The following is a 15,986-nucleotide window of genomic DNA, read 5'->3' as shown; positions in this document are numbered from 1 at the left end:
GCGGATTCCCGTGTGAAAGTAGGTCATCGCCAGGCTCTCCCATCCAACACCCCAGCTCCCTTCAAAGAGCTGGGGTGTTTGTCTTTGCGCGAACGCCTTGCACCCGGCTTCCTGCATCGATCTGCCAGCCACTTCCCGGCAACAACCTCCTCCCTCGCACAAAAACAAAAGGCCTCCCAACGGAGGCCTCTATGTGCTCGCGAACGGGCTGACTAGTTTCGTGCCAAGAATTTCTCGACCAGGCGAACCCAATATGTCGCACCGAGCGGGAGCAACTCGTCATTGAAGTCGTAACTTGGGTTGTGCAGCATGCAAGGGCCCAGACCATGGCCTTGTTCCCGGTGGTCGCCGTCGCCGTTGCCGATGAAGGCGAAGCAGCCAGGCTTCTCGATCAGCATGAACGAGAAATCTTCGGCGCCCATGGTCGGGTCGATATTCGCTTCCACGTTATCTGCGCCGACGAGCTCTCGCATGACTGCCGCCGCGAACTGCGTTTCCTTTTCCGTGTTCACAGTCGGCGGATAGTTGCGGTGGAAGACGAAGTCGATCGTGCAATCGTATGCGGCGGCGATGCCCCTTGAGACTTCTTCCATGCGGCGCTCGATCAAGTCGAGGACTTCGGTGGAGAAGGTGCGTACCGTGCCGCCAATCCACGCTTCGTTCGGGATGATGTTGGTCGCATCGCCGGCATGGAACTGTGTGACGGAGAGGACTGCGGTGTCGATCGGGCGCTTGTTGCGCGTGATGATGCCTTGCAGTGCCGATACCACCTGAGCGCCGACAAACACTGGATCGTTGCCGTTGTGCGGCAGCGCGGCGTGCGCACCCTTTCCCTGGATCGTGATGCGGAACTCGTTGCTCGATGCCATTAGCGCCCCGGCGCGCGTCCCGAATGCGCCGACCGGCACGCCCGGCCAGTTGTGCAAGCCGAAGACGGCGTCGCACGGAAAGCGATCGAATAGGCCGTCTTTGATCATCTCGCGTGCGCCGCCACCGCCTTCTTCGGCGGGCTGGAAGATCAGGTTCACGGTTCCGCTGAAATTGCGGTGCTTGGACAGGTAATGTGCAGCGCCGAGCAGCATTGCCGTGTGGCCGTCGTGGCCGCACGCGTGCATCTTGCCGTCGTGTTTGGAGCGATGCTCAAACTGGTTGGCCTCGGCGAGCGGTAGTGCGTCCATATCGGCGCGCAGGCCGATGCTCTTGCCCTCACCGTTGCGGATAACGCCGACGAGGCCGGTCTTGCCCAGGCCTCGATGCACTTCGATGCCCCATTCGGCGAGTTTCGCGGCGACCAGATCGGAGGTGCGCTGTTCTTCGAAGCAGAGTTCGGGGTGCGCGTGGATATCGCGTCGCAGCGCCTGGATCTCGGACTGCGCGGCTTGAATTTCTGGGATCAGCTTCATGAGACGCTCGTGTTCTGGCTGAAGGTTCGGAATCACGTTCGATCATACGCCGAAGGACGATTTCCGACCGGCTATCCGCCAATTGCTTGATCCGTCCATGCAGTCTCGTATGGATTCTTCACGCGATGGCTTGTGCGCCGCCCTCTGCGGCCAAAGCCCAGCGCACCCGAAACGCCTACACTGGAGGCTCGCCAATTGGCCGCGCGCCGCCCTTTGCGCTTCCCGCCGGGGCTGGCCGAGCGCTACGTGAACGACACGAACCCATCATGTCTGCCGACCCCATTGCTACTGCATCGCAACCTTCCGACGAAGTTCTGCAATTGATTCGCACCCTGGTGGCGTTCGATACGGTCAGCCGCAATTCCAATCTTGGCCTGATCGAATGGGTGCGCGATCGCTTGCGAGCGCAGGGTGCGGACTGTCGACTGACATATGACGCAGCGGGCGGCAAGGCGAACCTGTTTGCGACGCTGTCGCCAGGCCGCAAGCCGGGGCTGGTGCTGTCAGGGCATACCGATGTGGTACCCGTCGACGGCCAGTCTTGGGAGTCGAACCCATTCGAAGCGCAGATCCGCGATGGTCGCCTGTACGGGCGCGGCACGGCCGACATGAAGAGCTTCATTGCCGTGGCACTCGCGAATGTGCCCGCGTTCATGGCGGCGGAGGGCGATGCCAGCTTTCATCTTTCGCTGTCGTACGACGAAGAGATCGGCTGCGTGGGCGTGCGCAGCCTGCTGCGTGATCTGGAGGCCAACGGCATTCAGCCCGCAGGCTGCATCGTCGGCGAACCCACGTCGATGCGCGCCATCATTGCGCACAAGGGCAAGCGCGAATACCGATGCTGCGTGCGCGGGAAGGAAGCCCATTCCGCGTTGACGCCGCAGGGCGTGAATGCGATCGAGTTTGCTGCGCTGCTGATCGCGCATATTCGCTCGCTGGCCGCGCGTCTGGCAGCGGAAGAGGCGCGCGATGCCGCCTTTGTCGTGCCGCACACCACGTTGAACACAGGCACGATCAAAGGCGGCATTGCCACCAACGTGGTGCCCCGCGATTGCGAATTCACCTTTGACTTCCGCTATCTCCCAGGCACCGATCCGGATTGGCTTTTCGGCGAGGTCGAGCGCTACGCGCAGCAGACGTTGCTGCCTCAAATGCAAGAGATTTCTGCTGCTGCCGACATCAGCTTCGCCATGAAAGCCAACACGCCGGGCCTGTCGATTGCCCCGTCGCACGAGCTGGTGACGCTGGCGCAAGCGTTGGCCGATAGCCGGGGCACGGTCGGCAAGGTCGACTATGGGACGGAAGCGGGACTGTTCGCGCGCGCGGGCATCCCGACTGTGGTGTGCGGTCCGGGCAATATCGAGCAGGCGCATAAGCCTAACGAGTACATCGAGCTTGCGCAGATTGCGCAGTGCGAAGCGTTCATGCGGCGGCTCGCGCAGCGGCACATGCAGCCGGCTTGAGCGCAAAAAGAAACCGGGCACGTGGCCCGGTTTTTTTCTGATGAGTAATGCGCGTTCAGCGGATCACTTGGCCGTTCGAGTTGATGATGGTCATCTCGACAAACTTGGAGCCTACGTGGTTGGCGGGCGAGAAGTTCACGTTGAAGCCACCAACGTCGTAGTTGCCCATCGACTCCAGCGCGCCGATGAACTTCTCGCGCGACAGGTCACGGCCGGCACGCTTGAGGCCTTCAACAAAGACGCGCGCCGCGACGTAGCCTTCGATGCTTCCGTAGTCGAAATCGGTAATGCCATCGGATTTGAGCAGCTTCTGGTAATCGCGCACCACGGGCGATGCACCGCTATACGGATACGGCATCACCTGCGAGATGATCACGCCGCCGCCAGCCTTGCCGAGTGCGTTGGCGAGCGCCTTGGTACCGACAAACGACACGTTGTAGAACTGGCCTGCGTAGCCCTGATCTTGTGCGCCCTTCACCAGGGCTGCCACGGTTTGGTACGCACTGATGACAACGACGGCATCCGGCTTCTGCGCGAGCACGGTCGAGATCGCGCCCTTCACGTCGGTGGTGTTACGGACGACGCTGGCTTGCGCGACGAGCGTCACCCCCTGGTTTGCCGGCAGCTTGAGCGCGCGTTGTACACCGTCGAGGCCCGCCTTGCCGTAGGCGTCGTCGTTATAGACCACGGCAATGCGCTTCAGCCCCGTGGTGTGAATCTGCTGGACGATGGCGGCGGTTTCATCGTTGTAGCTGGCGCGCACGTGGAACACATTACGCGCGAAGGGCTCGCGCAGCGCTGCGGCGCCCGAGTACGGCGCAAAGAACGGCACGCCTGCAGGGTTGGCGATCTTCAGCGCTGCCAGGCTCGTGGGTGTACCGACATAGCCGAACAAGGCGAAGACCTTGGTGTCTTCGATGAGAGTCTTGGTGTTGCGGGCAGCGGCATCGGGCTCGTAGAAATCATCGAGCACTTTCAGCTCGATCTTGCGTCCGTTGACGCCACCTGCCGCGTTGACAGCATTGAAGTACAACTGGGCGCCGCGGTTCATCTGCTGGCCGAGCTGTGCCGCCGGTCCGCTCATGGGCGCCGATTGGCCGACGATGATCGCGTCGTTCGTCACGCCCGTCTCGGCGCTCGCGCCGCTTGACGCCATGCCGATGATGCCCGCTGCGAACATCGCCATCAGCCCGGTGATTTTGCGAGATTGCATTGCTCTCCCCCGAGAGTTGATTTGCCGGCATCATAGCTAAACGGGCTGGGGAGGCAAACAGAATCGGGCGGGCAACGTCGCTTTTGAGCGTTTTTGAGACAAAGAAGCCGCGCGATGTGCACGGCGTCCTTCACACGGGGCGCCGTTTCAGGCGGCTTCAGTCACCCGGCGCTTCATCACAGCAAGCAGCACGGCGGTAACAACGGTGCCGGCCACCAACGCCACCACATAGCCGCCCAGATGCGTCACCGCGTTCGGGATCGGCAGCACAAATGCCCCGCCGTGCGGCACGCGCAATTCCACCCCGAACAGCATCGATAGGGCACCCGCGCATGCGGATCCCACTACGAGCGCAGGAATCACGCGGAATGGGTCTCGGGCCGCATAAGGGATCGCCCCCTCGCTGATGAAGGCGAGGCCCAGCACGGCGGTGGCCCTTGCCGCCTGGCGCTCGTCTCGCGTGAAGCGCGACGGGAAAAGCCATGCTGCAAGTGCAATGCCCAGCGGCGGCGTCATGCCCGCGGCCATGGTGGCCGCCATTGGCGTGTAGACCTGTGCGCCGATCAGCCCGGTGCTAAAGGCATACGCGGCCTTGTTGATGGGGCCGCCCATGTCAAAGGCCATCATGCCGCCCAGCAGTGCGCCCAGCGGTACCGCGTTGGCGCCTTGCATGCCGCGCAGCCAAGTTGTAAGGGAGGCGAGCAACGCGGCAACCGGCGCGCCGACCACATACAGCATCACCAGGCCCGTCAGCAGGCAGCCGAGCACCGGCAGGATCAGCACCGGTTTCAGCCCTTCCAGGTTGCGCGGCAACTTCAGCCAACGGTTGAGCGCCTCGGTGCCATAGCCTGCAACGAACCCGGCGACGATGCCACCGAGGAATCCCGCCCCTAGGCTGGCGGCCAGCATGCCGCCGACCATACCGGGGGCAATACCCGGCCGGCTGGCGATCGAATAGGCGATGTATCCGGCGAGCACCGGCACCATCAACGCAAAGGCCGACTTGGCACCGATCTGGAACAGCACGCCGCCCAGCGTGTGGCTGGCCGACGGGTCCGTCACGTAGATGCCGCCCAGGGCAAACGCCAGTGCAATCAGGATGCCCCCCGCCACCACGAAGGGCAGCATGAACGACACGCCGGTCATCAGGTGTTTGTACGGGCCGGTGCGCTGCTGTTCCGCAGCGCCGGCTGCGGTGCCTCCCGATTGCGCCGTTCCGCCGCCTTCCACGGACGCCTCATCGAAGGCGCGGCGGATCAGCGCCTGCCCATCGTGAATGGCGGCCTTGGTACCCGCGCGGAAGACGCGCTTGCCGGCAAAGCGAGACAGGTCCACCTGCGTGTCGGCGGCGATCAACACGAGATCCGCACGCGCGATGGCATCGGCCGACAGCGTGTTCTGTGCGCCCACCGAGCCCTGCGTTTCCACGTGGATCGTGTGACCGAGCGCGGCGGCGGCCTGCGTGAGCGCCTCGGCAGCCATGAAGGTGTGGGCAATGCCGGTCGGGCACGATGTGATGGCGACGATGCGTTGCGCTTGCGTGCCGGCTTTCGGTGCGGGCGGGGCGTTGTGCATCATGCGGGCCAGCACGGCCCGGGCGTCCGCCAGCACTTCATCGAGCGTGACTTCAAGCGTGCGCGGATTGGCGTGGCGAGCCGCCGCGTCGGGCGAGAGGCCCGCCCAGACGACGGCATCGGCGGTGGCCAGCACAGCAGTGTCGACCACCGAGGCGGTGTCCGGGCCGCGCACGTCCACGTCGAGCTTGCAGCCCGATTCGCGCGCCGCATGGCGCAGGGCCGCACCGGCGAGCATCGCACGGGTGGTGCGGCCATCCGCACCGAGAATTGCCAGCAGGTTTGCCATGATCGGCTCCTTGAATGCGTTGAGCGTGTGGCGATGCGATGGTCGCGGCGTCAGGCCACGCGCTGCATCTGGACGGCGGCCGCGCGTTCCCGTACCTGCCCCGGGGGCGGAAGGTGCGGGCCCAGGCGCTGCAACTTGCATGCGGCAAAGGCAACCGAAAGGCGCACAGTCTCTTCCATGCCGGCACCGGCATGCCAGCCGGCCAGCACGCCGGCCACCATGGCGTCACCCGCACCGACAGTGCTGGCGGCGCGTACCGGCGGCAGGCTGGCCTGCCATGTGCCTTGCGCTGTGACGAACAGCGCGCCGTCCTCGCCCAGCGATACGATGACTTGCGCCACGCCACGCGCATGGATGGCGCGCGCCACGTCCACCGTTTCAGCCAGCGTGGGCAGCGACGTACCCGCCCACAGTTCCAGTTCGTGCCGGTTTGGCTTGATTGCCGTCGGCAGGGACTCGCGCGGGGCCGCCAGCACCTGTGTGAGCGGTGCGCCGCTGGTGTCCAGCAACGTGGGTATGCCGCGGCGGTTCAGCCGCGCCAGCAATCTCACGTAGGTATCGGGCTGCAAGCCCCCGGCCAGGCTGCCGCACAGCGCAGCGCCCGCAATGTCGGCGAACGCGTCAATGCGGTCGCACAGCGCGTCGAACTCGGCAGACGTGGCGTCAATGCCTGGCAGATTGATGTCGGTGGTCTGTCCGTCGGCCTGGTCGCTGATCTTGATGTTGGTGCGATTGGTGCCGGGCACGCGGCAGAAGCCGTCGAGCACGCCCTTGCGCGCAAACAGCGCCTCGAACAGCTCGGCGTTGGCGTCGCCCAGGAGGCCCGTGGCGATTACCGGCACTTGCCAATCGGCCAGGCAGGCTGCCACGTTGACGCCCTTGCCGCCGGCCTGTTGCGTGACGCTGCGGCCGATGTTGACGCGCCCGCGTTCGAGGCGCTCCAGCCCGATGGTCATGTCGATGGCCGGGTTGAGCGTGATGGTGACGATGCGCGCGTCGCTCATGCCGCCATCTCCTTGCCCGCTGCCGGGATCGTCAAGGTCGCTTCAAGGTCGCGCACGTCCTGGGCGCATGCGCAGTCCAACGCGCGTTCCGCGAGTTGTGACAGCGTGCCGGCATGTGCCTCGCGCAACCGTGCCTTGACCGGCGCGATATCGCGTGGGCTCATCGACAGTTCATGCACGCCAAGCCCCGTGAGCAGCAGCGCGCCGAACGGGTCTCCCGCCAAGCCGCCACACACGCCTACCCAGCGCCCGTGGCGTGCGGCGCCTTGCACGGTCTGCTGGATCAGACGGAGCACCGTCGGGTGCAGGCTATCGGCCTCGGCGGCGAGGTCGGGATGCTGGCGGTCGATCGCCAGCGTGTATTGCGTCAGGTCGTTCGTGCCGATGGAAAAGAAGTCGACATGCTCGGCCAGGCGATCGGCCAGTAGCGCGGCGGCCGGCACCTCCACCATGATGCCCAGCGGCACCGCCGGCGCGTCGAGTTCAGCGCGGATGCGCTCGCACGCGGTGCGCAGGGCGATCACTTCCTCCAAGGCGGTGATCATCGGGAACATGATCGACAACGCGCTGCCCTTGCCGACATCGCGGGCGGCGCGATAGAGCGCTCGCAGTTGCGGCTCCATGAGGTCGGGCCGGCGCAGCAGCAGGCGCGCACCGCGCACACCGAGGAAGGGGTTGTCTTCTGTCGGCAGGTTCAGATGCGGGACCTGCTTGTCGCCGCCGATATCCAGCGTGCGCACGATCAGCGGGCGGCCGCCGAGGCTTTTCAGCATGTCGGCGTAGACGGCATATTGCGTGTCTTCGTCCGGCGTGTGGTCGCGTTCGAGGAACAGGAATTCGGTGCGCATCAGGCCAACGCCTTCCGCGCCGAGCGTGATGGCTTCGACCGCCTGCGCGGGCAGGTTGACGTTGGCGGCGATCTCCACTGTGTGGCCGTCACGTGTGCGGGCGGGCAAGCCGCGCTCTGCCTGCTCACGCTGAGCGCGGGCGGCATCTTCCTGCAGCCATGCCCGGGCGCTCGCGATGCTGGCAGCGTCCGGATCCAGCACCAGACGGCCGCCGGTGCCGTCGATGATGGCCTGTGTGCCCGTCGCCACATCGAGCACCGCCGGGCCGGCGGCCACGACGGCCGGGATGCCCAGCGTGCGCGTCAGGATGGCCGTGTGCGAGGTCGGACCGCCTTGCGCCGTGACGATGCCGATGATGCGTCGCGTATCGAGTGCCGCCGTATCCGACGGCGACAGATCTGCCGCAACCAGGATGCAGGGCGTGTCCGGCAGTGTCTGCGCGGCACTGCGCAGCGACGGATCGATATGGCCGAGCACCCGCCGCCCCACGTCGCGCAAGTCGGCCGCGCGCGCGGCCAGCAGCGGATTGCCAAGCGCGCTCAGTCGCTCGGCCAGGCGTTCGACGGCCTGATCCCAGGACCACGCCACGCCGTGGCCCTCGACCATCGCCTGGCACGTCAGCGTCATGAGATCGGTGTCACCCAGCAGTTCGGCCTGGGCCTTGAAGATGCCCGCTTCGGCTTCGCCCAGGCGGGCGGCGGTGTCGCGTGCCAGGGCGTCCAGCTCGGCGCGCGTGCTGGCCAGCGCCTGGTCCAGCAGATCGCCGCCGGTGGTCAGCGCGACCGGGTGATCGGGCACGGTTGACGCACCGTGCTGCAACACATGGATGGGGCCGATCGCCAAGCCGGGGCTCGCCGCAATGCCGCCGATGGCCGGCAACGCCGCGTCGGCCTGCCACCCGTGCGCGGTCTGGCGCGTGCGCGCTGCTTGCGTGTCGCGTGCGGCCTGCGCGCGTTCCTGCGCCGTCAGGCCTCGGATGGTCTGCATCAGGGCGTCGAGCGCGGCGCCGGCGTCGGGGCCTTCCGCAGAGAGCGTGAGCTTGGCGCCCGCCGCAAGCCCCAATTGCAGCAACGCCACCAGGTTCTTTGCGTCGGCGGTTTCATTGCCGTGGCGCACTTGCACGCGCGCGGCAAAGCGGCGGGCGGCTTCCACCCACTGCGCGGCCGGACGGGCGTGCAGGCCGCTCGGATATTCCAGCGTCAAGGTGCGCTGCTCGGCGAGGTCGGCGCCGGGCGTGCTGGCCGCGGGCGCGGGTGCGTCGCTCGAGAGCGCGGCGACAAGCTCTTCGGCGTTCTGCGTGGTGAAGAGCTGCCGCAGGCGTGCGTCGTCATTCAGCAGTCGCGTCAGCCGGCGCAGCAGCGTGATGTGCTCGTCCGACTGCGCGGCGATGGCAAATACAAGGTGCGTCGTCTGCCCCGGGTGCCACTCCAGCCCGTCGGGAAACTGCAGCACCGCGATGCCCGTCTGGTGGATCAGGTGGCGGTCCTCGCCCATGCCGTGCGGAATGGCGACGCCGTGGCCGAGAAACGTGTTGGCCACGGTCTCGCGGCGTAGAAGGCTGTCGATATAGGCCGGGTCGATGCAGCCGGCGTCGGCCAGCAATTGGCCTGCGGCGCGGATAGCGCTTTCCTTGTCGGTGGCGCGTTGCTGCAGACGGATGCGTTCGGCGCAGATCAGGGCGGAAGCCATGCGGCGGGGTCTCCTGCGGCTGCCGTGCTCCAAGGCCCGGCATGCGTGTCGTCGATGATCGCGAATTGAAATCGATTACAGTTGGAGTGTCAATGTGCGGCGCGACACAAAGTGACCTATCTTCCGGTATTTACGGGGTTTTCCCTAGGGCGGTCAGGCTTTAGTGACGGGGCTGCCCTTCGCTATGATGGCGCTTTCTTTGGAAACGATTTCAGCATGACGGTTCGAATCAAAGACGTGGCGGCGGCAGCGGGCGTGTCGGTGGCAACGGTGTCACGCGCGCTCGCCGGCGGCCCCGTGAGCGCAGAACTGCGCCGACGCGTCGATGCGGCGGTGGCAGCGTCCGGGTATCGGCCGAACCTGTCGGCACGGCGGCTGCGCTCACAGCAGGCGCAGACCGTCGGGCTGATCGTCTCCGACATCCGCAACCCGTTCTTCACCAGCGTCAGCCGGGCGGTGGAAGACGCGGCCTACGCCGCCGGCCTGCGCGTCATCCTGTGCAATTCCGACGAAGACCCTGAGAAGGAGGCGATGTACCTGCGCCTGATGGAAGAGGAGCGCGTGACCGGTGTGATCCTCTCGCCGACGCGCGCCATTGCTGAAGCGCAGCAACCGGTGCACCTTGGCTACCCGGTCGTGCTGATCGACCGAGCGGGCCCGAACTGTGGGACCGATGCCGTGGTGCTCGACAACCAGCAGGCCGCGCAAGCATTGGCTGAGCACCTCGCCACGCAGGGTTATCGGCGCATCGGCGGCCTGTTCGGGCGGACCAGCAGCACGGGCGCTGAGCGTCAGGCCGGATTCGCGACGGCGCTGGCGCGCCACGGCATGACCCTCGAGGCACGTTTCATCCTGCCCACTGCCGAGGCCGCGGAGGCCGAGACGCTGGCATGGCTGTCCGGCAGTGAACGTGATCGCCCCGACGCGCTCGTCGCGAGTAACGCGCAATCGCTGCTGGGCGTGCTGCGTGCGTTGCGCAAGCTCTCGCTGGATGTGCCGCGCGACATCGCCGTGGCGGGCTTTGACAATGAGCCTTGGACGGAACTCGCCGGCCCGGGCATCACCGTGATCGAACAGCCGGTCTATGACATCGGCCGCATGGCGATGGCAATGCTGCAGGATCGCCTCGCACAGCCCGCCCTGCCGACGCGTCGCGTGTTGCTCACGGGGCGGCTTGTCATGCGCGGCTCCACGCCGCTGCGAAGCCACTAGCGGGCGATTACAATTTCCGGATGCCCGCGGCGGTGCGAAGACACCGACATGCGCCAGCCGCCACCCACTCCGGAGCCCCTTGATGTCCACCCAAGTCATCCGTGCCGCCTGCCCGCACGATTGCCCCGACACCTGCGCCTTGCTCGTCACCGTCGAGGACGGCCGCGCCACCCGCGTGCAGGGCGATCCGGACCACCCGACGACGGCTGGCGTGCTGTGCACCAAGGTCAATCGGTATGCGGAACGCACGTACCACCCGAACCGCCTGCTGACGCCGATGAAGCGCGTGGGCGCCAAGGGCGAGGGCAAGTTCGAACCGATTTCGTGGGACGAAGCCATCGACACCATCGCCACGCGCCTGGGCGATATTGCGGCGCGCAACCCAGAGGCCATCCTCCCGTACAGCTACGCCGGCACGATGGGCCTGGTGCAGGGTGAGAGCATGGCTGCGCGCTTCTTTCACAAGCTCGGGGCGTCGCTGCTCGATCGCACGATCTGCGCATCGGCCGGTGCGACGGCGCTGCGCTATACGTACGGCGCGAGCCTCGGCATGGACATCGAGCACGTGCAGGACGCCAAGCTGATCCTGATCTGGGGCGCCAATCCGATCGCGTCGAACCTGCATTTCTGGACGCGCGCGCAGGAGGCGAAACGGCGCGGCGCCACGCTCGTCGCCATCGATCCGTATCGCTCGCTGACGGCCGAGAAGTGCCATCGCCATCTGGCGGTGCGCCCCGGTACCGATGCGGCGCTGGCGCTGGCGATGATCCACGTGCTGATCCGTGATGACTTGCTCGACCACGATTACATCGCCAATCACACGCTCGGTTTCGAGGCGTTGCGTGAGCGCGCGCAGCAATACACGCCGGAATATGCGGCGACGCTGTGTGGGGTGGACGCGGCCGACATCGAGTGGCTCGCAAATCTGTACGGCACGACCGTCGTGCGCGACAAACAGCCGGCGGCGATTCGCCTGAATTACGGCATGCAGCGCGCGCATGGCGGCGGGCAGGGCGTGCGCGCGGTCGCGTGCCTGCCGTCGCTGGTGGGCGCGTGGCGCGATGCGGCGGGCGGGCTTCAACTGTCGACGTCCGGTTTCTTCCCCATCGACATCGCAAAGCTGCAGCGTCCTGACCTGCTGCCGAGCTGGCCCAACATGCCGCGCACGATCAACATGAGCACCATCGGCGATGCGCTGCTGCATACGGGCGACGCATCGTTCGGCCCCAAGGTCGAGGCGGTGGTCGTCTACAACAGCAACCCCGTGGCGGTGGCGCCGGACTCGCGCAAGGTCGCCGCCGGCTTTGCGCGCGAAGACCTCTTCACCGTGGTGCTGGAACATTTCCAGACCGATACCGCCGACTACGCCGACATCCTGCTGCCCGCCACCACGCAGCTCGAACACGTCGATGTGCACAAGGCTTACGGCCACACCTACGTGCTGGCCAACAACGCTGCCATTGCGCCGATGGGGCAGTCGTTGCCGAACACGGAGATTTTTCGCCGTCTCGCGCAACGCATGGGTTTTAACGACACCTGTTTTGCCGACTCGGACGACGACATCGCCGCCCAGGCCGTGCGCCGTGACGACCCGGCCGCCGCGCACATCGACTGGGCGACGCTCAAGCGCGAGGGCTGGCAGAAGCTGTCACACCCGGCCGCGCCGCTGGCACGCGGCGGCTATCGCACGCCGTCCGGCCGCTGCGAGTTCTATTCCGAACAGATGGCCAAGGACGGACTCGACCCGCTGCCCGGCTATGTGCCGCCGCATGAGTCGGCGATCAGCACGCCAGAGCTGGCCAAGCGTTATCCGCTGTCGATGATCTCGCCGCCGGCGCGTAACTTCCTCAACTCCACCTTCGTCAACGTCGACAGCCTGCGCAACACTGAAGGCGAGCCGCATCTCGACATCCACCCCGACGATGCGAATGCACGCGGCGTCGTCGATGGCGAGCTTGTCCGCATCTTCAACGATCGCGGCACCATGCAGGCGCGCGCCCGCGTGACCGACCGTGCGCGGCGGGGCGTGGTCGTCGGCCTGTCGATCTGGTGGAAGAAGCTCGCGCCCGACGGCACCAACGCCAACGAGCTGACCAGCCAGCGCCTGACCGACATGGGGCGCGCGCCCACCTTCTACGATTGCCTGGTCGAGGTGGCGCCGTTGGCACAGGCCGCCTGACGAGGCGATCATGCGTGTCGCACGCGCGCTGTGCCTTGCGCTGTCGGTAGCCGGTTCGGCATTGCTGGCCGGCTGCGACACGGTCGGCTATTACTACCAGTCGGTCAGTGGACATCTCTCGCTGATGGCGCAGCGCGAGTCGATCGACCAGGCCATCGACAACGCGCGGCAGGCCCACAACGACAAGCTCGCCAAGCGCCTGGAAGACGCGCGCAGCATTCGCATCTATGCCTCGCGCGAACTGGGCTTGCCCGACAACGGCAGCTATCGCGTCTACGCCAATCTCAAGCGGCCATTCGCGGTGTGGAACGTGTTTGCCGCGCCTGAGCTGTCGGTCAAGCTCAAGGAATGGTGTTTCCTCGTCGTAGGCTGCGTGACGTATCGCGGGTACTACGACCGCAACGCCGCCATGGCCTATGCCGACACCCTGCGCGCCCAGGGACTGGATGTAGATGTGGCCGGCATTCCTGCGTATTCCACACTGGGCTATTTCGACGACCCGCTGCTCAATACCTTCGTCGGCCTGCCCGAAGGCGAGCTGGCGCGGCTGATTTTTCATGAGCTGGCGCATCAGGTCGTCTACGCCAAGGGCGATACGGCGTTCAACGAATCGTTCGCCACCACGGTGGAAACCATTGGCGTCGAACGCTGGCTGGCCGATGCCGCCACCCCGGAAATTCGCGCGGAATACGCCACGTACGACGCCCGGCGCGTACAATTCCGCGCCCTGCTGCTGGCGTACCGCAACCGGCTTGAGACGCTGTATGCAAGCCCCGTATCGGACGACGAGAAGCGCGCCGGAAAACGCGCCATCTTCGCGAGCCTGCAGGCCGATTACGCCAAGCTCAAAGCAAGCTGGGGCGGCTATACCGGTTACGACCGCTGGTTTGCGCAGCCTCTGTCGAACGCGCATCTGGGGGCAGTCGCGAGCTACCTGGAATGGGTGCCGGCGTTTACGGCGCTATACCACCGCGATGGCGGCGACTGGGCGCGCTTCTATGCCGACGTCAAGGCCATGGCGCGTGAATCGAAACAACAGCGCGAGGTCGCACTGAGGGTGCTCGCGCCTGCGGCGATGGCCAAGTCGGAGGGCATCACGCAAAAGTGATGCCAAGATCGTTTTCTGCACCAGTTTCAGGCAGTCTGAACCGGCTGAGGGAACTGTCTAAGTTATTGTTTTGACACAGACATCCGCGTAGGATGCCGAAAAAAACGAACGACCATTCGAAAAAATCGACAATCGCCAGGAGACACACCCATGGATAAGCCGTGGCTGAAGCAGTACCCCGCCGGGGTGCCGGCCGAGATCGATGCATCGCAGTATCGATCGCTGGCCCATCTGCTTGAGGATTCTTTCCAGAAGAACCGCAACCGCCGTGCATTTGAATGCATGGGCAAGGTGCTGACCTACGGCGAGCTGGATACGCTCTCGCGCCAACTGGCGGCGTGGCTGCAATCGCGCGGTCTGGCACCCGGCGCACGCGTCGCGCTGATGATGCCCAACGTGTTGCAGTACCCGGTGGCGCTGGCCGCTGTGCTGCGCGCTGGCTATGTGGTCGTCAACGTCAATCCGCTCTACACCCCGCGCGAACTCGAACACCAGCTCAAGGACAGTGGCGCCGAAGCCATCATCATCCTGGAGAACTTCGCGACGACGCTGCAGCAGGTGCTGCCCAATACGCCGATCAAGCACATCGTGGTGGCCAGCATGGGCGACATGCTCGGCGGGCTCAAAGGCATGTTGGTCAATTTCGTCGTGCGCAGCGTCAAGAAGATGGTGCCGGCGTGGGAACTGCCCAGCTGCATCCGCTTCAACACCGCGCTGCAAGAGGGCGCCAAGCAGACGCTCAAGCCCACCTCCGTGGGCCCCGACGACGTCGCCTTCCTGCAATACACGGGTGGGACGACCGGCGTATCGAAGGGCGCGACGCTGCTGCATCGGAACATCGTCGCCAACGTGCTGCAATCGGAAGCGTGGATGAACCCGGCGCTCACCAAGCCCGGCCGCGACGGCCGCATGCTGGCCGCCGACGAAGAGATCATCACCATCACCGCGCTCCCGCTGTATCACATCTTCGCGCTGACGGTTTGCTGCCTGCTGTCGATGCGCAAGGGCGGGCTGGCGGTACTGATCCCGAACCCGCGCGATATCCCGGGTTTCATCAAGGTGCTCAAGCAGTACCGCTTCCACATGTTCCCGGCCGTGAACACGCTGTACAACGCGCTGCTGAACAATCCCGAATTCAAGGATGTCGACTGTTCCAATCTGCGCGTGGCCAACGGCGGCGGCATGGCGGTGCAGGAAGCCGTTGCCAAGAAATGGCTCGAAGTGACAGGGTGCCCGATCATCGAGGGCTACGGCCTGTCGGAAACCTCGCCGTCGGCCATCTGCAATCCGACGAATACCGACAAGTTTTCGGGCACGGTCGGGTTGCCGATCCCGTCCACGGAAATCGCCATCCGCGACGACGAAGGGCGTGATCTGCCGATCGGTCAGGCTGGCGAAATCTGCATCCGTGGCCCGCAGGTCATGGCCGGTTACTGGAAGCGCCCGGACGAGACCGCCAAGGTCATGTATGCCGACGGCTTCTTCAAGACTGGCGACGTGGGTGTGATGGACGAGCGCGGCTACACCAAGATCGTCGATCGCAAGAAGGACATGATTTTGGTGTCGGGTTTCAACGTGTATCCGAACGAGATCGAAGGCGTGGTGGCGATGTGCCCGGGCGTGCTGGAAGTGGCCGCCGTGGGCGTACCCGACGTGCATTCGGGCGAGGTGGTCAAGCTGTTCGTGGTGCGCCGCGACCCGACGCTGACCGAGCAGAAGCTGCAGGAGTTCTGCAAGGATCAGCTCACCGGGTACAAGCGCCCGAAGTTCATCGAGTTCCGCAACGAGCTGCCGAAGACCAACGTCGGCAAGATCCTGCGCCGCGAACTGCGCGACGAGGCGATGAAGAAGCGTGCCTGAGTCTGCGTAGCTGCAAAGAAAAAGCCTCGCAACCGCGAGGCTTTTTTGTTGCGCGTGACCCGTCCTGAATAAGGTTGACACTTTTTCCGGGTGTAGGAAGGAGAGTCAGGATGGAAGGGTCAAAGAAGCGAACGCAGCGGGACT

9 protein-coding genes and 1 pseudogene are annotated in these 15,986 nt (G+C 65.4%); 5 read left to right on the top strand and 5 right to left on the bottom strand.

All coding sequences use genetic code 11. The annotated features are described in order from the left end of the window. Positions 1 to 212 precede the first annotated feature (212 nt). Positions 213 to 1,403 carry a M20 aminoacylase family protein gene (locus tag ACU8YE_RS23490; RefSeq protein WP_446929746.1) on the bottom strand — a complete coding sequence of 397 codons (1,191 nt, stop codon included), beginning with the start codon at positions 1,401 to 1,403 and terminating at the stop codon, positions 213 to 215. 266 nt (positions 1,404 to 1,669) lie between these two features. Between ACU8YE_RS23490 and argE the strand changes: the two genes are divergently transcribed. Beyond that, positions 1,670 to 2,866 carry an acetylornithine deacetylase gene (gene argE, locus ACU8YE_RS23485; RefSeq protein WP_446929745.1) on the top strand — a complete coding sequence of 399 codons (1,197 nt, stop codon included), beginning with the start codon at positions 1,670 to 1,672 and terminating at the stop codon, positions 2,864 to 2,866. 55 nt (positions 2,867 to 2,921) lie between these two features. On the opposite strand, the gene ACU8YE_RS23480 is transcribed toward argE, so the two are convergent. The 4 genes from ACU8YE_RS23480 to ptsP form a co-directional block, all read right to left on the bottom strand. Continuing rightward, positions 2,922 to 4,079 (bottom strand): ABC transporter substrate-binding protein, encoded by a 1,158-nt coding sequence (locus ACU8YE_RS23480; protein WP_446929744.1) that lies wholly within the window; start codon positions 4,077 to 4,079, stop codon positions 2,922 to 2,924. Positions 4,080 to 4,226: 147 nt separating this feature from the next. After that, positions 4,227 to 5,942, bottom strand: coding sequence for a PTS fructose transporter subunit IIC (locus tag ACU8YE_RS23475; protein WP_446929743.1), 1,716 nt, complete (start codon positions 5,940 to 5,942; stop codon positions 4,227 to 4,229). A 50-nt stretch (positions 5,943 to 5,992) separates the two neighbouring features. Then, a complete protein-coding gene (gene pfkB / locus ACU8YE_RS23470; protein WP_316871848.1) occupies positions 5,993 to 6,946 on the bottom strand; it encodes a 1-phosphofructokinase in 954 nt (317 codons plus the stop codon). Beyond that, positions 6,943 to 9,483, bottom strand: coding sequence for a phosphoenolpyruvate--protein phosphotransferase (gene ptsP, locus ACU8YE_RS23465; RefSeq protein ID WP_433896895.1), 2,541 nt, complete (start codon positions 9,481 to 9,483; stop codon positions 6,943 to 6,945). Before ptsP ends, pfkB begins: the two co-directional genes overlap by 4 nt. Before the next feature lie 216 nt (positions 9,484 to 9,699). Between ptsP and ACU8YE_RS23460 the strand changes: the two genes are divergently transcribed. The 4 genes and pseudogenes from ACU8YE_RS23460 to ACU8YE_RS23445 all read left to right on the top strand — a co-directional run bounded on the left by ACU8YE_RS23460 (position 9,700) and on the right by ACU8YE_RS23445 (position 15,842). Continuing rightward, positions 9,700 to 10,695, top strand: coding sequence for a LacI family DNA-binding transcriptional regulator (locus ACU8YE_RS23460; RefSeq protein WP_414561117.1), 996 nt, complete (start codon positions 9,700 to 9,702; stop codon positions 10,693 to 10,695). Positions 10,696 to 10,777: 82 nt separating this feature from the next. After that, positions 10,778 to 12,874: a molybdopterin-containing oxidoreductase family protein gene (locus ACU8YE_RS23455; RefSeq protein WP_260802236.1), complete on the top strand. Its 2,097-nt coding sequence runs from the start codon at positions 10,778 to 10,780 to the stop codon at positions 12,872 to 12,874. Positions 12,875 to 12,884: 10 nt separating this feature from the next. Further along, positions 12,885 to 14,056, top strand: a pseudogene (locus ACU8YE_RS23450) (aminopeptidase). Between the two features lie 76 nt (positions 14,057 to 14,132). Next, positions 14,133 to 15,842, top strand: a complete 1,710-nt coding sequence (locus ACU8YE_RS23445; RefSeq protein WP_232041096.1) for a long-chain fatty acid--CoA ligase — start codon at positions 14,133 to 14,135, stop codon at positions 15,840 to 15,842. Positions 15,843 to 15,986 lie beyond the last annotated feature (144 nt).

The organism is Ralstonia sp. VS2407, from assembly GCF_052950655.1.
Note: the sequence above shows the minus strand (reverse complement) of the source record. Positions and strands in the feature narration are given on the sequence as shown.